Annotated in this window: 22 protein-coding genes; 10 read left to right on the top strand and 12 right to left on the bottom strand. The window is 61.8% G+C overall.

Going from position 1 to position 22,430, the window contains the following annotated elements:
• Positions 1-185: 185 nt before the first annotated feature.
• The gene (locus N2605_RS17630; protein WP_225112546.1) at positions 186-1,061 is read right to left on the bottom strand and encodes a DMT family transporter; all 876 of its coding nucleotides are present in this window, start codon (positions 1,059-1,061) and stop codon (positions 186-188) included.
• Between the two features lie 153 nt (positions 1,062-1,214).
• Here N2605_RS17630 and N2605_RS17625 point away from each other — a divergent pair, with 153 nt between their 5' ends.
• The gene (locus N2605_RS17625; protein ID WP_036012586.1) at positions 1,215-1,613 is read left to right on the top strand and encodes a RidA family protein; all 399 of its coding nucleotides are present in this window, start codon (positions 1,215-1,217) and stop codon (positions 1,611-1,613) included.
• A gap of 50 nt (positions 1,614-1,663) precedes the next feature.
• Here N2605_RS17625 and N2605_RS17620 read toward each other — a convergent pair whose 3' ends face one another.
• The 3 genes from N2605_RS17620 to N2605_RS17610 all read right to left on the bottom strand — a co-directional run bounded on the left by N2605_RS17620 (position 1,664) and on the right by N2605_RS17610 (position 3,332).
• Positions 1,664-2,209, bottom strand: a complete 546-nt coding sequence (locus tag N2605_RS17620; protein WP_074447965.1) for a hypothetical protein — start codon at positions 2,207-2,209, stop codon at positions 1,664-1,666.
• On the bottom strand, positions 2,154-2,504 hold the full coding sequence (locus N2605_RS17615; protein ID WP_036012597.1) for a hypothetical protein: 351 nt from the start codon (positions 2,502-2,504) through the stop codon (positions 2,154-2,156). The genes N2605_RS17620 and N2605_RS17615 overlap by 56 nt, the downstream gene beginning before the upstream one ends.
• A 240-nt stretch (positions 2,505-2,744) precedes the next feature.
• Positions 2,745-3,332 (bottom strand): formyltransferase family protein, encoded by a 588-nt coding sequence (locus N2605_RS17610; RefSeq protein WP_036012580.1) that lies wholly within the window; start codon positions 3,330-3,332, stop codon positions 2,745-2,747.
• A gap of 638 nt (positions 3,333-3,970) precedes the next feature.
• Here N2605_RS17610 and N2605_RS17605 point away from each other — a divergent pair.
• Positions 3,971-4,186, top strand: a complete 216-nt coding sequence (locus N2605_RS17605; RefSeq protein ID WP_036012594.1) for a hypothetical protein — start codon at positions 3,971-3,973, stop codon at positions 4,184-4,186.
• Positions 4,187-4,782: 596 nt separating this feature from the next.
• Here the strand turns inward: N2605_RS17605 and N2605_RS17600 are convergent.
• Positions 4,783-5,085 (bottom strand): hypothetical protein, encoded by a 303-nt coding sequence (locus N2605_RS17600; RefSeq protein WP_036012577.1) that lies wholly within the window; start codon positions 5,083-5,085, stop codon positions 4,783-4,785.
• Between the two features lie 102 nt (positions 5,086-5,187).
• Positions 5,188-5,415, bottom strand: a complete 228-nt coding sequence (locus tag N2605_RS17595; protein ID WP_036012574.1) for a hypothetical protein — start codon at positions 5,413-5,415, stop codon at positions 5,188-5,190.
• A 227-nt stretch (positions 5,416-5,642) separates the two neighbouring features.
• Between N2605_RS17595 and N2605_RS17590 the strand changes: the two genes are divergently transcribed.
• Both N2605_RS17590 and N2605_RS17585 read left to right on the top strand, forming a co-directional pair.
• Complete coding sequence (locus N2605_RS17590) at positions 5,643-6,722, top strand: AI-2E family transporter (RefSeq protein WP_370107652.1); 1,080 nt, start codon at positions 5,643-5,645, stop codon at positions 6,720-6,722.
• A gap of 134 nt (positions 6,723-6,856) precedes the next feature.
• The gene (locus N2605_RS17585; protein ID WP_157286040.1) at positions 6,857-7,249 is read left to right on the top strand and encodes an NUDIX hydrolase; all 393 of its coding nucleotides are present in this window, start codon (positions 6,857-6,859) and stop codon (positions 7,247-7,249) included.
• 4 nt (positions 7,250-7,253) lie between these two features.
• Here the strand turns inward: N2605_RS17585 and N2605_RS17580 are convergent, their stop codons facing one another.
• A complete protein-coding gene (locus tag N2605_RS17580) occupies positions 7,254-7,538 on the bottom strand; it encodes a hypothetical protein (protein ID WP_036028134.1) in 285 nt (94 codons plus the stop codon).
• Between the two features lie 500 nt (positions 7,539-8,038).
• On the opposite strand from N2605_RS17580, the gene N2605_RS17575 reads away from it, so the two are divergent.
• A complete protein-coding gene (locus N2605_RS17575; protein ID WP_225125346.1) occupies positions 8,039-11,137 on the top strand; it encodes a DEAD/DEAH box helicase in 3,099 nt (1,032 codons plus the stop codon).
• A gap of 1,274 nt (positions 11,138-12,411) precedes the next feature.
• Complete coding sequence (locus tag N2605_RS17570) at positions 12,412-13,083, top strand: hypothetical protein (protein WP_260347335.1); 672 nt, start codon at positions 12,412-12,414, stop codon at positions 13,081-13,083.
• Positions 13,084-13,096: 13 nt separating this feature from the next.
• Here N2605_RS17570 and N2605_RS17565 read toward each other — a convergent pair whose 3' ends face one another.
• The 4 genes from N2605_RS17565 to N2605_RS17550 all read right to left on the bottom strand — a co-directional run bounded on the left by N2605_RS17565 (position 13,097) and on the right by N2605_RS17550 (position 16,255).
• Positions 13,097-13,267, bottom strand: a complete 171-nt coding sequence (locus N2605_RS17565; RefSeq protein ID WP_193374992.1) for a hypothetical protein — start codon at positions 13,265-13,267, stop codon at positions 13,097-13,099.
• 689 nt (positions 13,268-13,956) lie between these two features.
• Positions 13,957-14,151 carry a hypothetical protein gene (locus N2605_RS17560; protein WP_260347334.1) on the bottom strand — a complete coding sequence of 65 codons (195 nt, stop codon included), beginning with the start codon at positions 14,149-14,151 and terminating at the stop codon, positions 13,957-13,959.
• Positions 14,152-15,599: 1,448 nt separating this feature from the next.
• Positions 15,600-15,791 (bottom strand): hypothetical protein, encoded by a 192-nt coding sequence (locus tag N2605_RS17555; protein ID WP_225112455.1) that lies wholly within the window; start codon positions 15,789-15,791, stop codon positions 15,600-15,602.
• A gap of 116 nt (positions 15,792-15,907) precedes the next feature.
• Entirely contained in the window at positions 15,908-16,255 is a 348-nt protein-coding gene (locus N2605_RS17550) for a response regulator (RefSeq protein WP_036012559.1), read from the bottom strand.
• Between the two features lie 1,399 nt (positions 16,256-17,654).
• On the opposite strand from N2605_RS17550, the gene N2605_RS17545 reads away from it, so the two are divergent.
• The gene (locus N2605_RS17545) at positions 17,655-18,968 is read left to right on the top strand and encodes a tyrosine-type recombinase/integrase (RefSeq protein WP_260347333.1); all 1,314 of its coding nucleotides are present in this window, start codon (positions 17,655-17,657) and stop codon (positions 18,966-18,968) included.
• Positions 18,969-19,336: 368 nt separating this feature from the next.
• On the opposite strand, the gene N2605_RS17540 is transcribed toward N2605_RS17545, so the two are convergent.
• A complete protein-coding gene (locus N2605_RS17540) occupies positions 19,337-19,540 on the bottom strand; it encodes a hypothetical protein (protein ID WP_260347332.1) in 204 nt (67 codons plus the stop codon).
• A 190-nt stretch (positions 19,541-19,730) separates the two neighbouring features.
• Here N2605_RS17540 and N2605_RS17535 point away from each other — a divergent pair, with 190 nt between their 5' ends.
• The 3 genes from N2605_RS17535 (at position 19,731) to N2605_RS17525 (ending at position 22,284) form a co-directional block, all read left to right on the top strand.
• Entirely contained in the window at positions 19,731-20,696 is a 966-nt protein-coding gene (locus N2605_RS17535; protein ID WP_260347331.1) for a hypothetical protein, read from the top strand.
• 750 nt (positions 20,697-21,446) lie between these two features.
• Positions 21,447-21,620: a hypothetical protein gene (locus N2605_RS17530; RefSeq protein WP_260347330.1), complete on the top strand. Its 174-nt coding sequence runs from the start codon at positions 21,447-21,449 to the stop codon at positions 21,618-21,620.
• A gap of 274 nt (positions 21,621-21,894) precedes the next feature.
• Positions 21,895-22,284: a hypothetical protein gene (locus tag N2605_RS17525; RefSeq protein ID WP_260347329.1), complete on the top strand. Its 390-nt coding sequence runs from the start codon at positions 21,895-21,897 to the stop codon at positions 22,282-22,284.
• The last annotated feature ends 146 nt before the right edge of the window (positions 22,285-22,430 follow it).

The raw sequence follows: 22,430 nt of genomic DNA, 5'->3' as shown, positions 1-22,430 counted from the left end.
TCGAATTGCAGGCAGCAACAAATCGGCCACGAACCTACACGAAGTGCCCGACTTCGCGCCACCAAAACGGCAGTCCGTTGCGTTCAACCCGCTGCTGTGTGGCCGAATGTGCACGATGGAGTGTCGCTCCAACGTGATCCAAATCACACGGCCACTTGGTTTTGTCGCGCGAGGCGGCGCGAGGTTCACCTGGCCCGGGCGGGAACCGACGAAACGGGCTTCAAATTGAGTAAATTGCCAAACAGGATCAGCGCGGCGCCGAGCAGGGTCCAAGCGTCGAGCCGCTCGGAATACAACAGCCAACCGGCAGTTGCAGTCAGTGGAACCCGCAGGAAATCCATCGGAACCACGATCGTCGCGTCGGCGTAGCGCATCGCACTGGCCAGGCAATAATGTGAGAACGTGCCGCAGACGGCGATCACGCCGACCCAGCCCCAGACATAGAGCGACGGCCACGTCCAGACCAACAGCGTCGGAATGAAGCCCGCAACCGACTGCACCACCAGCATCCAGAACAGGATCGAGAGAGCGCTCTCGGTGCGGGTCAGCGATTTGACCAGCGCCATCGCGACGCCAAATCCCATGGCGGCGCCAAGCGCGATGAGCTGCCCCGGATTGATCTCCCCGGTCGAGGGGCGGACAATGACGATAACGCCGACGAGGCCGAGCACGATGGCGGCGATCTTCCATGGCGTCATCCGCTCGGACAGGAAGCTCGCCGCGAGGACGGCCGTCCAGATCGGCATGGTGAACTCGATTGCGACCACCTGGCCGATCGGGATCAGTGTCAGTGCGAAGAACCAGCCGAGTTGGGCAACATAGTGCACCAAATTGCGGCCGACATGCTGCGGCAACCGCGATGTCTTGAGCACCTTCCAGCCGCCGGCGCGGTAGATGATCGGTGAGAGCAAGACGAAGCCGGCCAGCGACCTCATTTCCATGATCTGAAAAACATTCAGCTCGCGCGTGGTCTCGCGCCCGGCCACCGCCATGATCAGCATCAGCGACAGCCAGCCGGCCATCCACAGTGCAGCCATCATTTTCGACGGTGTGGTGCTCATCTGCGGCGGATACGGAAAGGGATGGACAGAGGAGGGGCGGCCGGTATCGGCGACATTGCCGCCGTTTGCAACGGCCAAATCTGCGGATGCAGCGATGCTGGGCGGCATGCTAAGGCATCAGCGAACAACGACAAAGATCGGGAGACATTGCCCATGCGCATCTTGCAGCCGGCCGAGTGGAAGAAACCGCGCGGCTTTTCCCACGGCGTCGTGACCGAGGGGCCGGGCCGATGGGTGGTACTCGCCGGCCAAACCGGGGGCGACGAGGCCGGCAGTTACGATCCCGACATGGCAGCCCAGGTCGCGACGGCGCTGAAGCGGATCGTTAAGCTGCTGGGCGAGGCCGGTGCCGGCGCCGAGCACATCGTCCGCCTGACCTGGTACCTGACCAGCCGCGCCGAGTACGAAGCGGCAGGTGCCGGCATTGGCGCGGCCTGGAAGGAAACGCTCGGCCGCAATTTTCCGCCCTCGACGCTGCTCTATATCGGAGGCCTCGTGGACGAGCGTGCCAAGGTCGAGATCGAGGTCACGGCGTTCGTGCCCGGCCCATAAAAAATCGATCCGGCGCGGGCGCCGGATCGATTGTCGCGTGAGCTAGCGTCTTATTTCGACATCGAGATGTGCGCGCCGCGGAACTGACTGTCCGCGCGCATCGTGACGTTCTGCTTGTTGCCGGACGTCTTGAGAGAGATGTTGGCGTTGAAGCCCGCAGTGGAGGCTACCAGCTCGTAGCTTCCGCCGCTGCCGCGGCCCTGGAGCGAACCGGAGATGTTGCGGCTGGTCTCGGACCAACTGCCTGCAATGGCGCCGCCTTCGGCCTTCACGTTGGCGCCGAGGTTGAATTTGTAGGCATCGCTGGCGCAGGTCAGCGACATCTCCATGGTCGGTCCGATCGGAGCGTATTTGGCCCGGCAGCGGATCCGCTCGGTCGAGCCGTCATCCAGCGTGACCGTGCCACTACCGCTCCAGCTGCCCGCCAGCGGGGCGAACGGGCCGGACTGGGCACTGCTTTCGGTCGCGGCGATCCCAGCCCCAAACAAAACGGCGGCCGCGATCAGCAGCCGCCGGTTCCGGGCGCGAGCCTCAATTGGTTTATTGGCGCGATGCTTCCCACCGCCCGCTGCACGGTATGCCTGCAGATGCTCCATTCCACTTCCCCGATCCGGCGTTGCCGCTGAGTTGACCGTTGGCATATGCACCATTGATCGAAACTTTCACAAGTCCCCCGCTGCCGATGGTGCCGGAAACGTTAGCGCCGGGCGCGGTGATCTTGCCGCCGGCAACCGTCAGCATCGAGCTTGCGGTCGGCTCGCACGAACCGCTCTTGGTCACGATGGTGACTTGCCAATTGCCGTCATAGGGATTCTGGGCGAAGGCGGGGGCGGCGAGGGTGCCAGCGAGAACTGGGGCGGCACAGAACACCGCAATGCGACCAAAACGCATGAATTCGTCCTTGAATGTGTCTGAGTTGTTGACGCTTATTCGGACGAAATGTGACGGAAATTTGTTGCGATGCCAAAGCGAAAATTGTTCCTTTGGGAACAATGGTTTATTTGCGCTTTTGGCTCCAATTTCCGAAGCAGAATCAAGGGCGCCGCACGTTAAGGGTAAACGTCAGGACGACTCGGAAAGAGCTTGCTCCAGGAGACTTCGGCTCCGAGGGCAGGCTCAGAGGGTCTTGGCTCAGGAGAGGCTCGGCGCGGAGGTCGCGAACTGCTCGTCCTGGACTTTGGCGGGTAGCGCCTTGTGGACCTTGGCGTAATCGATCACGTCGGCCAGCAGCTTGAGCCCGAGCGGCGCCAGCGCGCGCTCCCAAAGCTCTCGTGCGGTCTCGCCCTTCTTGACGAAGCACCAGTCCTGGGCGGCGATCGCGCCGGCATCCATGCGGTCGGCGAGATGGTAGATCGTGCCGCCAGCGATGGGGTCGCCTTCCTTGATGGTCCATTCCACCGCGGCCTTGCCGCGGTGGCGCGGCAGCAGCGAGGGATGATAGCCGATCCCGCCGAGCCTGGCGGCGGCGAGCGCATCCTTGCCGATCCTGGCATGGCTGTGCGCGGTGATGATCAGATCGGTGTCCGGGGCGATCTCGGAGGCCACCACCAGCTTAGGATTGGCTTGCACCTGCACCTCGATGCCCGCCGCCTTGGCCGCCGCGGCGAGGCGGTCGTCGGCGTCCGCCACCACGACCCGGACGACCGAGACGCTGTGCTCCCGGAGCATGTTCAGGGTGGTCACGCCAAAATGGCGGGAGCCGACGAGGGTAATTCGCATGGGTGTCCGATCCGTCTCGCAACTGCGTCATCCCCCGATAACACGTCCGCATGCCCTGTCACCACCCGCGCAGCGTTTGCGTGGGTTATCAACAATGCGCCGGGCGCCGCTTGCGCGAACGCCGGGATTGCGCCGTCGAGCCGTCCGGCGCCTTCCAAGCGGGCATGACATCGGCTTGGGAGTGAAGGCATGCGGAGCGTCGGGTTTTTTGTTGTCGCGACGCTGCTGGCGGCCACGTCGGCCCAAGCTGGCGGGCCTTACCCGGCGGTCCCGACCGGCGTTGCGCCATCAGGTGGCGCCGATCTCGGACGCCTACCGTTGCCTGGGGCGCTGCGTCGTCGACGAGAGGCTGTAGCGGGTTCCTGTGTTTCGTTCTTAACAGAGATGCCTCGGATTGGCTGATAAGGGTGCGCCAACCGGGGCTGGTGACATTTCAAACCCGCATCCGTTTTCGACCCCGGCTTTTGGCCGCCGGCGGCCTTTCATGCCCACGACTGACGAAATCATCGAACGGTAACACGATCTCAACCAGCTTGGCGTATCGACGAATCCGTCGCGGATTTGTATTGCGTACCGCGACACCGAAATCGTCCGCCGGCGTGGGCGCGCCGCCGGGCCTTTTCGCCGGGACAGATCTCATGCCGAACGCGATCGAGCAGATCGTCGACGCCTATGTGCGTCTGAAGAACCGCCGTGGACTGGACGAGCTGATGATGCACAGGCAGCGGCTCGCGGTCGATCTGAAGAGCCGGTCCGGCTATGATTTCAGCCTGCCGATCGGTCAGATCGACGAGGAGATCGCGATCATCGAGGCGGGGCTCAGCCGGCTCAAGTCGGATAAGTCCACGATCTAGACGTCGGCATCGTGCGCGATGCCTGGCGTTGACGCATTGTCGCAGTCCGAGCCCGGTTCATGCGGGGTTCAGGCCAGCCATGCGTCAATTGCCATGTCGTTTCGTGGGACGCGAATCCTGATAGGCTTGTCCCGTGTTTTGAAGGAATCGTCATGATCGAACTTGCGCTGGCCGGCCTGCTTGCGCTTGCAACCGTGCCTGCGGCGCCGACAGCGCCCATGGTGGAGCAGGTTCAGTTCAGGGGCGGTCCGGGCGGGCAATGTCCACACGGCTACGATTACAACCACTCGAACGGCCGCTGCTATCCCAACGACCGTCACGCGCCGGGTGTCTACACCGGGGGCCGCGGCTCGGGCTATGGGCGCCGTGGTGGCCTGTGCCCGCACGGTTACGACTATAATTACTCGACAGGCGAGTGCTACCCGAATCGTGCGCACGCGCCCGGCGCTTACGGTCGCCCTCAATATTACGGACGACGCGGCGGGCTCTGTCCGGACGGCTATGATTACAATTACTCGCAGGGACAGTGCTACCCGCACGGGGCACGTGCGCCGGGCATGTATGGGCGGTAGTCATCGCCGTGCTGAGGCGGGCGCTCAGTCGCGCCGGCCGCCGTCGATCACCGTGAACAGCGGCCGCGCCGGGGTGGGTTCGACCAGCAGCTCCTCCACCAGTGCGGTTGCGGCATCGACATATTTTCGGGTCGGCTTGTCGAGAGAGCGCTTGGCCTCGTCGTCGAGCGCGACTTTTGCGGCCTCGACCAGCTTGCGCATGCGCGCGGCATGGTCGTCGCCCGCGGTCAATGTCGCGCGCGCCAGCGAGCGCAGCACGAACAGCTCGCCCTCGAGGCGAAGCAGACGGTCGTTGAGCCTGGTCAGGACGGCGTTGAGGTCGGCCATGGCGTTCGAAGCGGAGGATCCGTCCTGATCTAGCCGCGATCGGTGAACGGAGTGCAAACGGCGCCGGCGCAATTCGGCGGATCCGGCGTCACCGCAGGCGGCTTACCATTCGACGCCGGCCCAGCGCCGCCCGAACACCGGTGGCCTCGTCTTCACGGCCTGCCAGCCGAAGAAGTGGTGCTTGCCGGACCAGGCATGCACGATGCCGCTGCAGATGCCGCATTTGAAGTTGCCGCTGTGAGCCTCGCTGTGCTCCTCTCTGGTCGCGGTGTAGTTCATGCCGCAACCGGTGCAGGTGAATTCTTCGATCGTCCAGATGCTGTTGGCCATGACCCAGAATGCGTTTCGGTGACTACGAAGAAAGGTAGTCACCAGCATTTGCAGGGGCGTAAACCGGCGCGGGGAAATCCGGTTAACCCGCGTTAGCCAAGCCGGGTTGGGGGCGGGCGATGTGGTATCCGGCAGCCGGTCGTCTTGACGCCAGATACGTTGCTGGCAATAACGGCTGAGCCCGCAAGCGCGGAAGTTGCGTTCATGCCGCAAGGAAAGCTGTGCCCGTGAAAAGCCTCCGTCAGTTGCTGACGGGCGAGGACGTCATCCAGCTCGTGATCCGCCTCGGCCTGCTCGCCCTGCTGATCATCTGGACCTTCCTGATCATCCGCCCATTCGTGCCAATCCTGGCCTGGAGCGGCGTGCTGGCGGTCGCGTTCTATCCGGCATTCAGCTGGGTCGCCAAGATCCTGGGCGGCCGACCCAAAACCGCAGCAATAATCCTGACCCTGATCACGCTGGGTATCGTCATCGGCCCGGCGACCTGGCTCGGCATCAGCGCGGTGGACGGCGTGCGTGAGCTGGCGCACCAGCTCGGCACCGGCGACCTCGTGCTCCAATCGGCTCCGGAGCAGCTTAAGTCCTGGCCGCTGGTCGGCCCCTGGCTCTACGAGCTCTGGGATCAGGCCTACAACAACGTTCGGACGGCGGTGCGCGAGGTGGCGCCGTATCTTCAGCCGCTGGCCGGCCCGCTGCTCTCGCTCGCGGGCGACGCCGGCCTTGGCACGCTCCAGTTTCTCGTCTCCGTGTTCGTGGCCGGCTTCCTGTTTCCGCATGGGCCGCGCCTGGTCGCGGCCGGCCGCAACTTCCTGTTTCGCATCGTGCCGGAGCAAAGCGAGCATTTCCTCTCGCTCGCCGGTGCGACCATCCGCGCCGTGGCGCAGGGCGTCATTGGCGTGGCGATCGTCCAGGCGCTGCTCGCCGGAATCGGCTTCAAGCTCGCCTCGGTGCCGAGCGCGGGCCTTCTTGCCTTCATCGTGCTGCTGCTCTCGATCGTGCAGATCGGTGCTTTCCTGGTGCTGCTGCCAGTGATCATCTGGATCTGGACCGCTAAGGACGTCACCACCGCGCTGCTGCTCACCGTGTTCTTCGTCCTAGTCGGCTTCATCGACACCATGCTGAAGCCGCTGGTCATGGGCCGTGGCCTGACCACCCCGACCATCGTGATCTTCGTCGGCGTGATCGGCGGTACGCTGGCCCACGGCATCGTCGGACTGTTCATCGGACCGATCATCCTGTCGGTGGCCTGGGAAATGATGATGGCCTGGATCAGGACCGAGGACCGGGCGGAGACGGGGAAGGGGTGATCTCGCGCCCGCCAGCGCGGTGTCAGCCGCCCATGCCGGTTAGCTCGTGGCTTGTGATCAAGGCGCGTCGCTAACTTGTCTGTTTGACTAGACAAGTTACCATTGGGTCGATTCTGTTTTCGACAACGGCAGCAATGGCAAAGTCTTCCAAGCTGGTTGCCGCCAGGCGCGGCAAGGTATTGTTGGTCAGACGCCGGTCGGACGGCCTGTGGATGTTTCCGGGCGGCCGCAAGCGTGCGCGCGAGTCGGAGAAGGACTGCCTGCGGCGGGAGATCAAGGAGGAATTGCCCAAGCTGAAGCTCGGCAGGATCAGCCTCTGGAAGGAAGTGAAGGCGAGGAACAAGCGCTCCGGCCGCAAGATGAGCGACGCGATCTTCATCGCCAAGTCCGCCAAGGGCAGGCTGGCGATCGGCGACAAGAAGGAGATCGACCGCGCCGCCTGGCACAAGCCCCGCGGCATCCGCCTGACGGCGACCTCGCGCTACATCCGCGACCGCCTGTTTCCGCGCAAGCGGCGGCGAAGCTGAGCCGCTAGTCCTCCCGCGCCGCCGATCGCGTCCTGCCAGCAAACCTCCTCGATTGCGCCACCTCCGGCTCGGGTGCGGCGAGCTTCGCGGCCTGGAGCTCCCGCATCTCCTTGCGGGCCTGGCGCGCACTGCGCATCGCCCGCTTGATGAAGGGATGCTGCGAGTCCTCGGCGAAGAACAGCACGACTTCGCAGCTCGGACATTGCCTGGAATAGCCGTCCTGCAACCGGCCGGCGCGATCGCGAAACACGTTCTTGCACCGCGTGCACTGAACCTGGACCGAACTCATGCGCGGATGACAATCACTTTGAAATGGATCGTCAGCTGATCCGAAATGTCTGAAGAAAGCTTGAATGCCGGCCTGGCCCGATGCCGCCAGACATCGCCGAGCCAACTAGGCGTGTGAACCAGTTCACAAGCGCGCGGCGAAACCGCTGCTATGAAGACGTCATTGCTTAACCGATTCATTTCGAACGAAACGCCCCAGCGTTGCTCCAAGCGCTGGGGCTTTTTCGTGCCTCCATTCTCACAGCCAAGAGCAGATCGAAAGGGATCGCGCCGCCGCCTCGAACGTTACCGAGGAGGGGTGCGTTCGCAGGGCAAATCCCATATGCATGGCGCCGAGCTGCCGATTCGAGGGGCAAGGCGGCTCGCATTCAGTTTGCGGCGGTTCAAAAGCAGAAACGGGTCCAAGTGAGGCTTTCCACGAAGGCAAGGGTGGCCAAGAAGCCGCCGAAGAAGAGCAAAGGATCGCAGCGCGCCACGATCTCGTCTTCGTCGCCTCTCGGCATGATGGCCCTTCATCTGCTTGGACAATGGAAGCAGTCCGGACGCAGCGGCATCGTGTTTCTCGCCGAGAGCGAGAACAGGGCGGAGCGGCTCGGCAGCGTCATTCACGCGCTCGACCCCGCCTGCGAGGTGCTGGTGTTTCCGCGCTTGAATACCTTGCCGTTCGATCAACTGGAGCCCTCGCACGAGCTCGCGGGGCGCAGAGCCTCCGTGCTGAGGCGCCTTGCGAAGTCCAAGAAGCCGGTGTTTCTGGTATCGACGGCTGAAGCGGTGATGGAGCGGATGCCGCCGCCGGCCAGCCTGTCGCGCCTGAGCCTGAGCTTGAAGGTGGGCGGCACGTTCTCCGAGCAGGAGCTGGAGTCCCGCCTGCAATCCCTCGGTTACGATCTTGACGATGAGCCGGATTATCCGGGCGGGGCGCTGTTCCACGGCCAGACCTTCGAGATATTCCCGGCGGGCGCGCTGGGGCCGTTCCGGATCGAGCATTCGCAGCACACGATCAAACGGATCGTGGCCTTCGACCCGCATGAGCACAGGATCATCTTCGAGACCAGGGAGCTGCTCGTCGATCCCATGTCGGAGCGGCTCGGCCTTGCCGGCAAAGGCGGTAAGCGCGCCAGCCTGTTCGATTATTGCGTGGGCGCCAGATGGATCGCCGATGCCGGCGTGCCGTCGCATGCCGACGGATGGCTCGATACGATCGAGGAGGCCGCGCCCCGCAGCGAGCGGGAGCGCGAATATCTCGGGCGCAGCGATTGGAAGCGGCTCTCCAAGGGCATCAAGGTGCTGCCGCGGACGGCACCGTTCCAGGCCATCCCGGAATTTTCGAAGCTGACATCCTCCCGGAAGGCGTTGCGTGGCTTCGTCGAGGAGACGCGCCGGGCCGGGTCGCGGCTGATCCTCGTTGCCGCGCACGAGGACGATCTGCGCGTGATGGAGCGGATGAGCGGCGTCAAGGCGGAGCGCTGCGAAGACTGGGAGGAGGCGGCCCGCGGGCGGGGCGGTGAGATGGCGCTGCTCGCCGATCTCGATGCCGGTTTCGTCGTGCCGGCGAAGAAGCCTCTGGTCGTGGTGACGGCGTCCGACGTGCTCGGCAGCCGCGCGCATCATCCGCAGCCGATGGCGCGCGCCTGGAGCGCGGCCTTCGACCATGCCGATGCGCCGGAGCAGGGCACGGTGGTCGTTCATCTCCAGCGCGGCCTTGCCGTGCTCGACGGCCTGCAGACCGTCAACACCGGCGGGGGCGCGATGCGCGAGATGATCCGCCTGAAGTTCGCCGGCGACAATGCGGTGCTGGTGCCGCCGCCCGATCTCGCCTTGATGTGGCCTTACGCCGCCGAGCTCGGCAGGCTTTCGCTCGATAAGGCGGACGGCAGCACGTGGTGGGCGCGCCGCAGCGAGGCCGAGCGCGAGATCCAGATCGCCGGCAAGGCGCTCGCCAAGCACATCAGCCAGCGCCGGCGGCGGCGCGGCGAAAAGCTGGTGCCGCCGGGATCGGCCTACGAGAAGTTCGTCGCGCGTTTTCCTTACTTCACGACGATCGACCAGGCCCAGGCGATCCGGGACGTGCTGGATGATCTCGCATCCGGCCATCCGATGGATCGGGTGATCTGCGGCGATGTCGGCTTCGGCAAGACCGAGGTCGCGCTGCGCGCCGCAGCCGCGGTGGTGCTGTCAGGCAAGCAGGTGGCGGTCGCGGTGCCGACGACGGTGCTGGCCCGCCAGCACGTCGCGACGTTCCAGAAGCGATTTGCCCCGTTCGGCATCGAGGTCGGCAACCTCTCGCGCGCGACCTCCGGCGCGGCGCTGCGGGAGACCAGGGAGGGCCTGCGCAGCGGCCGGACCAAGGTCGTGATCGGCACGCAGGCGCTCACCGGCAAGGACGTCAGGTTCGACGATCTCGGCCTCGTCATCGTCGACGAGGAGCAGCATTTTGGCGCGGCGGAAAAGGCAAAGCTCGCAGGGCTCGCCAAGAACGTCCACGTGCTGATGATGAGCGCGACGCCGATCCCGCGCACGCTGGCCGCCGGCCTCGCCGGCTTCCGCGATCTCAGCGTGATCGCCTCGCCCCCGGTGCACCGGCTTCCGGTCGCGACCCGGATCGCGCCGCTGTCGGATGCGGCGATCGCCTCGGCGCTGCTGCGCGAGCAGCGCCGCCACGGCCAAAGCTTCCTGATCTGCCCGCGCATCCAGGATCTCGATCCCATGCTGGCGCGGGTGCGGGCCGTGGCGCCGGACCTGCGCATCGTCTGCCTGCACGGCAGGCTGGCCGCGGACGAAATCGACGACCGCATGATGAGCTTCGTCGAAGGCCATGCCGACGTCCTGCTCGCGACCAACATCGTCGAGAGCGGTCTCGACATTCCCCGCGCCAACACCATCGTGGTGTGCTGGCCGGAAAAATTCGGCCTCGCTCAACTGCACCAGCTGCGCGGACGCGTCGGCCGCGGCGGCATCCGCGCCTTCGCGCATCTGCTCACCGAGACGGAGTCCGGACAATCCGAGAAGCGCCTCGCCGTGCTCGAGGAGTTCAGCCGGCCGGGCGCGGGCTTTGCCATCAGCGAGCGCGACCTGGATCTGCGCGGCGCGGGCGATTTGTTCTCGGAACAGCAATCCGGCCACGTCCAGGTGTTCGGGCCGGTGCTCTACAGCCACCTGCTGAAAATGGCCTCGGAGAAGAGCGACGAGCAGCTGTGGGTGCCCGACCTCAACCTGCCGGTCGGGGACATGCTGCCCGAGAGCTATGTGCAGTCCGAGCCGGTGCGGCTCGAGCTCTATGCCCGCGCCGCACGATGCAACGACGAGGACGATCTCGACGACCTCGAGGAGGAAACCTCCCGCCGCTTCGGACCCTTGCCAAAGCTCGCGCGCGACTTCTTCGCCGCGGCCAAGCTCAGGATCGAATGCAAGCGACGCGGCATCATCCGCCTCGACGTCGGGCCTGAAGCTGCGGCAGCGACGTTCCTGCCCGGACGCCTGCGCAAGTCGCGAGGCAAGTCACTGCAACGCGACGGCGACCGCGTCGTCTATCACAGCCCGATGCGCGATGCGCCGTTCGAGCGGGTGGAGGAGCTGTTCGAGCTCCTGGACGAGGGGTAGGGGCTTGCGCGTTCGTCAGCGCTCGCAACTGCGAATTCGTAGCGGAAACCCTGCTCCACCATTATAGTTAATTTGGGCGTGGCGAAGGAGATCGTCCGATGTCACATGCCATTCGTCCAGTGATTGCCACGATTGTCGCAGGCTCATGTCTGTTGGCCCTGGTGCAAGCGGGCGGCGCAAATGCCGGCTCCGCCGGAGCGGGCATGGGAACGGGGCAGGGTAGCGCTGGCGGCTCGGCGCCTTCTGGAATGGGGACGAGTGCGGGCAATGCAGGTCCCTCAGCACCCCCAGGGATGGGGACGAAGGACATCGCGCCCGGCGGAGATCTGGGCACCAACAGCGAAGCGACCAATTCGAACGTCCAGCCCGCCACGCCTGCGAGGTCGCGGGCGGCAGCTCAGGCCGCGAGAAATGCCGGGGCTGGTCGCGCTCAAAATGGCCTGCCGATCGGCGCAATTGGCAGCGGCACGAGCAATGAAGATCAAAAGGCCGCTGGTTCGGCGTTCTCCCAAAGCAGATTCCGACCGGCAACACAGGCTCAAGGAAACGCCAGTGTTGGTTCAAATAGTCTGTCAGGGAGAGGCTCGAGCCTTTCGGACCAGATCAGTCGGCCGCGAGCCGCACGAGCTGGAGACAAGGTGCTGGATGCCAAGGCCCGGGTCGAGCGACGAACGACTGTGTCGCCCAAACGCGTTACGAGCCCGATAGGACCAGGTTTGTAATCTGCGAGCGACGGGGGAACAGGTCGACTCGGTGCATCGCGCTCTACCAAAGCACATGTGGCGCTCGCGGTTTGAGCGGACGCACGAGCTGTTCGAGCTGCTGACGAGGGGTAAATCGGAAAGTGCGAAAACAACCCCATGCACAGTAGCTATGTGCTTGTGCGATAAGGCGTTCTGCATTCGGCGCGTCCATCGCGGCCGAGGTGGCCCAAGCAAGCGTGGTCCACGACCCGGATCAGGCCTATCGTGCCGAGTCCGTGCCGGAGGCGCCGTCACTTGGCCGTTGATTTGTCGGGCAAAACAGTGGCATTATGCCAACTTCGGAAAATCCGTTGCTGGCATGGCTGTTGCCGGATGCGCGGCGAGGAGCTTGCGCCGGATCCGTAATCGGCCGGGGGCGCCGGCCCGTCCGCCGGCCGCGCCGCTAACGCGGAATTAATCCAGAAAGCCGACAATTTTAGGCAGTTGTGTATGGGTGCTGCGTAAGCGGATCGTCGCGAGGGCGTTCCAGGGGGCGGCTTCCTGTTGCTCGCTCCATGGGGGTCAGTGCAAATGACCACGTCCTTCGAAACGCCAAGCTTCGCCGAAGAGCTCGACGCCGTCGCCCTTGCAGACGCTGCAGGCGCGCAGGAACCCGCAGGCCCGGAAGCTGAAACGCCGCCAATCGCGCCCCGCCGCAAGACGATCCTGCCGCTGGCGGTGTGTGCCCTCGCCATCAACGGCGCGGCGGCCATCTATACGTCGCCCTCCGGCATGCCGTCATTGAATGTTGCCAGCCTCGCCGAACTGCTGCCGCGGCAGGAGGCACCGGCACCGAAACCGGATCCGGTCGTCACCGCCCTGAAGGAGATCCAGTCGGCCCAGCAGCAGCACACCGCTTCGCTGCATGAGAACAACCAGACGCTGCAGCAGAATGCAGCCTTGCTGCAGCAGGATTCACTCTTGCTGCTGTCGCTGCGGCAGAGCATCACGGACGAGCGGGTCGACGTGAAGAAGATCTCCTCGCAGCTGTCCACGCTGATCGCCAAGGTCGACTCGCTGCAGAATGTGATGATGTCGGACGTGACATCGTCCGTTCGCAGAGCGAATGCGCGCTACGGACTATCCGCCGCGATGCGCAAGCGGCTGGTGCGTGAGCCCAAGCCCCTGGGGCCTCTAGGGCCGGTGTCGATCGGAGGGGCTCCGCTGACCGCGCCGGCTGCGGTGGCGGCGCCGGAGAGCTGAGGACGCGTTCTGGCTAGGCCGCTTCCTCCTCGAACGAGGTGTAGACCCGGCCTGTGGGATCAACGACCTGAACGTCCCAGCATCCGTCCTCGACCAGCTCCCTGGCCTTTTTGAGGGCCGCGGCGAGTGACGCCCGCTTGAGGCTGACGACGCCCGCCGTGTCGAAACCGTTGATTTCAAACATGCCGTTCCTCCGGTTTTGGGGAATCCTACACGTTTCCGGCGCGATGTCAGCGGGTTTGTCAAAGTTTCAGTTGCTGGGCCTTGGCCTCCAACCGTATTCCTGATGGGAAATCGTGGCGGTGATGTCGGCCTCTTTGTCTGCCGAGAGGCGCCAGGCCGCCACTCCGAAGCACAACGTCAGGACCAGGGCCGTCGCAAGCAGAAGCATCGAGACGAAATGGCTCACGCGCGTCACCAGCGGTTGGAAGCTCCGAGAGAGCGAACACGGGTTGCCGATTCGGAAAATACAGACGGGCTGACCTAAAGCCCTGGTTTCCACATCAAGTCACACAGGACCAAAGGCGCTCACGATCCCGATCCTGATCGGGACCAGCGCGACGATCGTCCATAAGGCGGGCGAGCTGGAAGACAGACCGGCGAAAAAGATCAAAAGACCGAAGCCACAAGGGCCGCCGAGATGGCATAGGCGAGTGCTTTTTCCATCGTTCGATCCACGAGGAAACGGGATGGATTGCGCCTGTAGGACTCAGTGCCGATCGAAACGTTCCCATGCTGATCTGGATTGGCAGTGCATCAGCATCTCCGCAGCTCCGCTCAGCATGTCGACCACCACTGCGGCTTCGAAGCCTGGAGCCACAAAATCACTGGGCCATGTCTGCGCGGATCGGGCACCGGATCCGCGGCGTGCTTCTAAGGCCGAGACAGGTCGGTCCCGGCCTTCCGCTCAACCATCGCCATTTCCACTTGGTCAGCAAGGACCGTGAGGTGGCTTGCGAGCCTGTCGAACACTTCGCGCTTGGCTGGATCGGTAGCCAAGTCGCGGATCAGGGCGCGTTCGGCCGCATCTTTGCCAAGTTTCTCGATCTGCGCCAGATAGTCCTTCATTGGCAATTGGCTTCGTTCTGCGCAAACAAAACGTACAAGCAATGTGCGAAAGCGAGCAGAAGCGATTGCCGATTTTTCCTAGTCTTCGGTGGCTTTGGCCTTCCCCAAAGGTCCAAGCACCTCCAGCGGCCCCGGCCTCACACCCCAAAAGCCCCCCACGGTCGGGGCCGTCATTGGCGCTAGGCGCGATTTGCGATCGTAGCCGTGGCGCCTGCCTCTGAGCGTTCGCGGATGGAGGAGCCGAGTCGCATCGCACGAACTGCGACAACGGCGCAGCACTCTTCAAAGGAACTGACTCCATGCCTCTGCATTCCTCGATTGCATGATTTTCCCACTTTTCGGTCGGCTCGTTGACGGAGGGGGTACATGGGCACTTTCGATCACACCGCTGTTCTGAAGCAGCGTTTCGATGAGCTTGCTTCTGGGCTTTCCGCATTGGAAGATCTGCGCTCGCGCGTAGTCGCAGCCGAGCAAATGCAAGAGAGGCATAGTCACGCGGGCAAGCCGCCCCCGACAATTCGCAAGGGTGGCAACCCTAAATCGCGATCAGCAGAAACCGATCGGCCAAAGAGGCGCTAGGCGCGGCCCCCGGTTCACGCTTCAGAACAAGGGCCGCCGCTCTGGAACAGCGGCCCTACCGGGTTACGATAGATCCGAGATGAAACTTGCCGGCCCCGGTAACGACATGTTCGTCCTGGAGGGACGTTCCTGCATCAACAAACGTGAATCCAAAGGAACGGCCCCGGGCGTCCCGGGGCTGGCTGCGGACACACCGAGGCCGCCCGACGCACCACTCAGCGTGGCACGCCGGGTGATATCGTCTGCTCAAACATTCGAGCTGGGTGTCTCAAAAGATACCGTCCGGCATTAAATTTTCGAGCTCTAGGCCAGAACCAGCCCCGACGGCAACGCGAACGGCGGCCGGTGAACACGTTCGAATGCGGCGCCCGAGAAAGGAGGCCGCAACCATTGGGGCCTACCGGTTCACGCTGGCGGACCACCATCGTTCGCCGCACGCGACCTCTCCGCGCGTGAGGGCATCAGCAGAAGTAGCAATTGTTCAGCTCGCTCCTTGGTCAGATTGGCCGCCATATCGGTCCCGATCAGTGCTGGGCCCCTGCGTTCTCGATCGTAGACCATCCAACCCTTGCCGCCCATGCGAATGAAAAATCGGCTTTGCGACGGAACCTCGTCAGTCAATGAAGCATGCTCCCGATTTGCCCAGCACCTCTCAGGAAGCGGCATTCTTCTTTGTAGCTTCATTCGCATATGTGAATCGTTTCGGGAAAAAATGGCAATTGGTCGAGTTTTCGTTCACAGTTGAGCGCACTGTCACCGTAGATTGTCAGATCCGGCGGGCGGGCTGCTTGGAACGCCTTGCTTGACTTCACGACCCTGGTCACGCGCCAGCGGTTGTTGAGTTCGTGGGGAAGCCAATGATGTGCGCATCAACCGGCGAAGCTCCGGCCTTCCTGCGTCAGCTCGAAGCTCTCGCCATTTGCGCAGAGCAAACCCGCCTCGACCATTTGCTTGGCAAATGACAGGCTGCACACCGGCTGCGAGCCGCCCGGATGATACAGCCGCGTGCCCCGCGCGATCAGGTGCCCATACAGCAGAGCGAGCCGCAGCGGCCTGACCATCCCGGGCGAGACATTTGGCATTCCTGCCAAAGCGTGCGGAAGGCCCTTCGTTCCTGCGTGGAGTCGAACGACTGACAATTGTCAGTCTGCAAAGCATTGACCGCGGCTGGCTGCAGCTAATCGCCCGCGAGCGACTGCATCGCTTCCAAGAGGCGTTCAAGCCCGAACGGCTTCTGGAGCATGATGCTGCCGGACACCGGACGCGGAGCGGCGTGCGTGTAGCCGGTGGCGTAGATCACAGGCATGCGCGGATTGGATTGCCTGCACTGGATGGCGACATCCCAGCCCGTCAGCGAGCCCGCCAACCTGATGTCGGTGAACAAGAGATCGGGTGTGGCTTCGGCACAGAGCTCGAGCGCGCGCTCGCCGCTATCAGCTTCCATCACCTCGTGCCCGTGAGTCTCCAGGATGTCGACCACCACGTCCCGGATCAGGTCTTCGTCTTCGGCTACAAGAACCCGCAAGTCTCCCTCCAGTCGCGCTCTTCGTCCACGACATGAGGACCCATGCGCAGAAAACATAGTGCCGGCTGGTCGGCGCCGCCTCCGCGAACTCGGCCGACGAGCCAGCGAGACTCAAGCTGGAACGGGTGACCTTTGTTCCTGCCCACCTGCTGAGCCGGACGGCATTTCGATTTTTGCTACTTGATTTTATTGGTGAGCGCGCTGGGGCTCGAACCCAGGGCCGGGAGCCTGGATCGGGCAATGAACCAAGAGCATGTGAGGCGACTATTTCACCGACATGGAGCAGGACGACAGCGACGCTGAGGACGATGATCCGGAGGAGGCGAAGCAGCAGGCTCCGGAAATGTGCCCGTGCGCTTGATTCTGCTCATGCCATAGCGGTTGTCTCACGAGTCTCGAAATCGAACGCTGCCGGGCTCGAAATACATGTCCCGGCAGCGTGTCATTCTCAAACTGAGCGCTGAAATCCCAGTTGGCTTCGACTGTGCAACGGACATGCCACAGGCTTGTGACAGGAGCCCGCCGGTTCGCGCTGGCGGGCCTTTGATAGCTTAATAGTAATGGCGCCTTGGGCGGTGATAATAGTCGCCATAACCGTAATATCCCTGCCGGCCCTGCTGAAACTGTGGCGGCACCGTGCCGTTGGGGTAGCACCGACCGTCTCGAATATCGACGTCGGCGCCGTGGCCGCATCGGACGGGATGTCTACCGTAGCCTCCACCGTAACCTCCGCCGCCGCGATGATAGTACTGCCGCGCAGCCTGTTCTTGAGGAGGGAGGGCTCCGTTCGGATAACACATGCCGTCTCGGGCGCTCAGGTCCCAACCGTGGCCGCATGGAGGCGGGTGTCTTGGCACACCATACTGGACCTGCTGGATGGGTGGCTGAACCAGCCCCGGCACGGGCGGGCCCATAAGTAATGCTGCGGCGAGCACGGAAACGATCATCTGAGAATCTCCATGGGGCGCAGCGTGCCTCAGCACGTATGAACCCGCTGTGAATGGCACGGCTCACGTTGGCGGCTTCTTCGCAAAGCCTAGGGTTAGCACCATAACCACTGCCAAGAGAACCCAGCCGACAATATCGATGGCGGTCATGGCTGCACCCGGCGAGTGTGCACACTGTGTGCAGGCCCCAAAAATCCCCTCAACTCGAAGGGCTGAATTTTGGCTCTAGGTGCTTGATTAGCTTGGTGAGCGCGCTGGGGCTCGAACCCAGGACCCCGTGATTAAAAGTCCTATCGCGTATCGATGAAGGTCGATGATCAGCGATGATTGCTGGAACCAAATCCTTCACCTTATCAAGCCCTTAGGTTACGATCTTCGAGGATTAAGACCGAACGTCGGTGATCACCCAGACGTCGCGAAAACCTAATCTCAGACCTAATCTCAGGGGCCGTATGCTCGATCCACAAAGTCCATCTCCGGCGAAACGGGATCGTTCATGCGAGGCCGATCGGCATCGTTTGTTCACTGAGATCAGCATTGCAAAGCTCAAGCTGAAACCGGGCGAGAAGCAGGTCGCGTTTCGTGACAAAAAGAAGCAAGGGCTGATCTTGCGCATCAACGGTACTGGTCGGAAGTCATGGCTCGTGTCCTTCTATGACAAATCCCGCGGCACGATGCGGACGGAAAAGCTGGGTGAGTTCCGGCCGGGCTCGTCCGATCACGTCAGCCTCAAGGCCGCGCGGGACGCGGCAGACAATTTCAGGGCGAACAGGACGTCCATCCTCGCTGAGCGCGCGAAACATGCCGCAGCCCGTTCTGATACGTTCGAAGTTGTGGCCGAACGCTATCTCAAACGATTTGTGGACGGCAAAAGACGATCCGGTCCTCAAATCCGCAAAATGGTCGAGAAAATCTATCCTGTTTGGGGCAAGAAGCCGTTTGAGGCGATCAAGAGGTCCGACGTCTCCAGTCTCCTCGATGAGATTGAGGAGACGCGCGGGCCAAGAGCAGCTGACGTCACGCTGGCAACATTGCGCCGGATGATGTCGAAATATGCCGTGGGCCACGATGACTACTCCTCTCCGATCCGCGAGGGCATGGCCCGCATCGAGAGCCCTTCCGAGCGTGCACGGGATCGCATCCTCTCGGACGAGGAAATCCGGGTGATGTTCAGAGCGTGTGAGGGGCAGGGCGTTTTTGGAAATCTCGTAAAGATGCTCCTCCTGACGGCCCAACGTCGGATCAAAGTTGCCACCATGAGCTGGGATGATCTCTCGGGAGACGTCTGGACAATCGCGACGGAAGAACGGGAGAAGGGGAACGCTGCGCGTCTAAAGCTCCCCAAGATGGCCATCGCCATCATCGAGGCCCAGCTGGAAACTCGGACGAACAATTATGTGTTTCCGGCCTCGTTCAAAACGAAGAGAACCGATCCGACGAGGCATTACGGGAGCTTTAGTGCGTTTGGAGACGGCAAGGCCGCGTTAGACAAAGCGATGGCCGACATTATGCCCGACATTCCTCATTGGACTCTGCACGATTTGCGAAGGACCGCGCGTTCCCTGATGTCCCGCGCGAAAGTCCGTCCGGACATCGCAGAGCGTGTCCTCGGGCACGCAATTCCAGGCGTCCAAGGCGTCTACGACCGGCATGCGTACGATCTGGAACGTGCTCAAGCCCTCACGGCTCTGGCAGCCTTAATCGCACGCATTCTGGAGGGGAAGGCCGGAAATGTGGTCCCCCTCATCCGTGCTACACGATCATAGCACGGCGGGGCGGGTTCCTGAGCCGTTTGATCCGGTCTGTTTGGGGAGATGGTCCGCAGCGTCTATCCAGCCGCCCCATGCCGCGCCCAGCTAATGTGCTTCCAAAAAAAAGTTTGAAGCCTCCTCACGATTGCGGAATTTCCTGATCTTTCAATTCTCTATCGCAAAATCAGCAAATCTGCTCCCCCTCTTATTCCCCGATTTCGTAGTACCCTCAGGCCTTTAGCCTGTTGATCGCGCCAAATTGTTCGATCACACTGATATTCGCCTGATCACGCCGACAATGGCATCAAGTCGCCCTCGGACGATCTAGCTGAATTGCAATGTGCATCGATTGCGTTGCGTCTCTCCGGCGCGCGGTGCGGTAGCTATTGGATGTCGTCATGAAAAATTCGAGAAGGATCGTCCGCGAAAGGCTGGGCCGACGCGGTCCCAATAAGCCCAGACCTATCACCGAGCAGCGTGAGCTGATCACTCGCAAAGAAGCTGCCGCGATCCTCGGATGTCACGTTGACACCGTGAAGAAGCTCGAAAATCATCGTGGCGGGCCGCTCGAAGTTAAACGGCTTCATCCTGCTGGTCGCAGCGTCTACTACCGCCTTCGGGATGTCATGACGATAGCTGGACCTCGCAGCTCCGCAACCGCGCAATAAGGCCCCGCACTGTTCGAGCAGTGCGAGGCCATTCGTTTGCGCAACGAGATCACGAACCCAAGCCGTCGAAAGCTCATGCTCATGAACGAGCGATCAAGAAAGATCGTCGATGTTGGACGTTCTATCACAGGTAGCACATCAAAACAATGCACTCAAGATTGGCCTTATGGCTCCGTATGTTGACACGATGGAGGTGTCATCCACGCGCAGATTTCATCCTGCCCTCATTCGCGCGATCAAAGCCAACAGCGGGAGTGCCTTTCCGAAGGAGAAAGAGGACCAAAAAATTCCCGAGCTGGTATGGCGCCACATTCTGATTATCAACCAGCCGTCCCGCTTCTGCATCGAGCTATTGCAGTCGTATGCTCAGATCGATCGCAATCTCTCGCTCTATCGGCTTCATGTCGCATTCGATTTGATCCAGCTCTATGCTGGATGGACATACGATGGAGCCGTCGAAATCCTGAGGAATTTGCTGCACCTTCGCCACCGGAGACATTCCGACTGGATATACGAATACGAAGGTACCACGTATTCGATCTATGTCTCACGCCGCAAATCTCGGCCCTATCGAAATCTCTGCTTCTACAACACCAAGCCGTCGAGCATCACGGGGGAGGACAATGCTATTCATGTCGAGATCAGAATGGAGAGAAAACGCTCCGTCCAAGCTGCGGGCATATTCGAGCCCATGGACATCCTGAGCATCAGGCCGGAAGAAATTTTCAAACAGTACTGCGTCGTTAAAGATCATCGGGCAAGATTGGAAGAGATCACACTGCGTGGAATTGCATCAACGTGCGAAAACTATGCTGGTGATGCCCCGTCCTACATTGAAATGCGCGTCCGCGCACTAAGCAGGCGGATTGGGCTACATCACGTCTCTGTCTACGCGAAGCATTATCCGGATCGTTTTGATCGTCTGGAAAAATGGGATTGCCTGGATTTTGAGGAGGGCTTGAATTGGGCTTCTGCTGATGTTGCGTGCGATGATGCAGTGCGGGAATTGCGTTCTTTGTTACCCCCTCAGAGGACAATCAAGCCCAGCGGACCTATTGTCCGGGAGAGGCTATAGGTCCGTTTTAGTTGTCCGCAGGCCATTCGAACCGGACGTCGCGTATAGTAGGCCGAGATTTCCAAAGCGGACGTCGCACATGGCATTTTCGGTACGGAGCTGATCTGCCCCGCTACTCCCGTTCGTTGTTCGGCCCAAGCAGCGGGAACAGCAGAATTCATAGGAACAGGTCGGCGCCGCTCGGCGTATTTGGCATCATGCCGGACAAAGACTTACTGCGCAGAGCCGAGCGGGCCATTCTTGAAAGCGAGGTGGCAAGGGACCACGTTCGCCGAAGCCTCGCGGTTGCGCGACTAAATGCCGAGAAGGTCAGGGCAACTGTCCAACTATTACAATGGGAGCGGGATCAACCTGTTCGCTGGGAAACGGTTGATACGGCCTTATTGGTGCTGGAAAATCCAGAGGCGAATAGAACTTCAGGCTCTTAGGAAGAAACGTCGTCCGAGTCCGCATCCGACGAATGCCGTCGCTGATTTCGTCTTGCCACGCTTGGTTTTGAGCGCGGAGCTCTTGAGCCTCAGCGATGGCCGCGGCTGCACGGTCGAGCAACTTTTCGTCGGTGTAGACGGCAGCTAGGGCCATAGCTGGACAACTATCATAGGTTAATCTGAGTTCCCGTCGAAACACGATTTTTGGAACGGAGTTCGGACGCCCGCCGTTAACTGACATCACCGGCCAAGGGCACTGCCGTAGGCGTCGGTGGCTGAGAGACCGATTGCGCTCCCGCCTGCATAGCGAGGGAGCGCGGCCATGGCCGACAAGCGCGCCGTTTCTCATCCCATTTCGACATCAGACCTGAAGATCATCACGATGACGCGCGAGCTGATTGATCGGTCGCTCAAGCTCCTGAGAGAGTGTCCTAAGCCGGACACCTTTCTTGGCCGCAAAACGCAAGAGCCGTTTCCAAAACAGACCAAGAAGTAAGCCGCTTCAGCTAGCGCCTCTTTCAGTAGTTCCCACGAAAGCTTCTGTTTTTGGCCCCATCCCGGACTAAACGTGCGTCCAGCACGATGTCCGCAATGCCTTCCCGCAGCAGACGTCGCTCGGCTCAGGGTCCTACAGGCGCCAAACGGCCCTAGGATGGGGATAGTCCCCAAGAGCGGGAAGGACGCCCACGAACCCGCCAATTGAGCGGGATGGCCGTCCTGGAACACATCCCATATCCACAATCATTTTTGCCAACGAAAGGAGCTTCCCCATGGGAGGACGTGACGATCAAGACCTGTACAAGTACGCCGGGAAGGGAGCCAAGCATAGGGAGCGACTAAGACGGGCAGATAGCAGACGGCTATCAACATCAAGCCCGTTGGCAGAGAACGAAGGCCATCTAACAAAGCGACTCAAAAGAACGGCCGGACCAAATGAAGACGCGGTGACGATCAAGGAGAAGATCAGGCTTGCTGTCATCGACCACGACATGAGCCACGAGAGGATTTGCAAAATGCTCAAGAAGCAGGGACATATCCTTTCCGACATCGCGGCTGCGAACGTACGAGCTGATACACGCGAAACGTTGAAGCTGATGCTGAGAGCTGGCCTGCTCAATCGGGAAGACCTCGCGCGGCATCGTCGAAAACATTCGCGATGATGGCTCGCCAGAAAGAGCAAAGGGTCGGTCGGCGGAATGCCAATTTTTGCGCGAACACGCGTACTCGCATCCCGATCTTATTTGTTCCGCGCGATCCGTCGCGATGCTGATTTGAGACGAGTGAGCGCAGTTCTCATGACTCGTTA

The organism is Bradyrhizobium yuanmingense, assembly GCF_025200905.1.
Lineage (GTDB): Bacteria > Pseudomonadota > Alphaproteobacteria > Rhizobiales > Xanthobacteraceae > Bradyrhizobium > Bradyrhizobium yuanmingense.
This window is presented reverse-complemented; position numbering and strand designations above follow the sequence as displayed.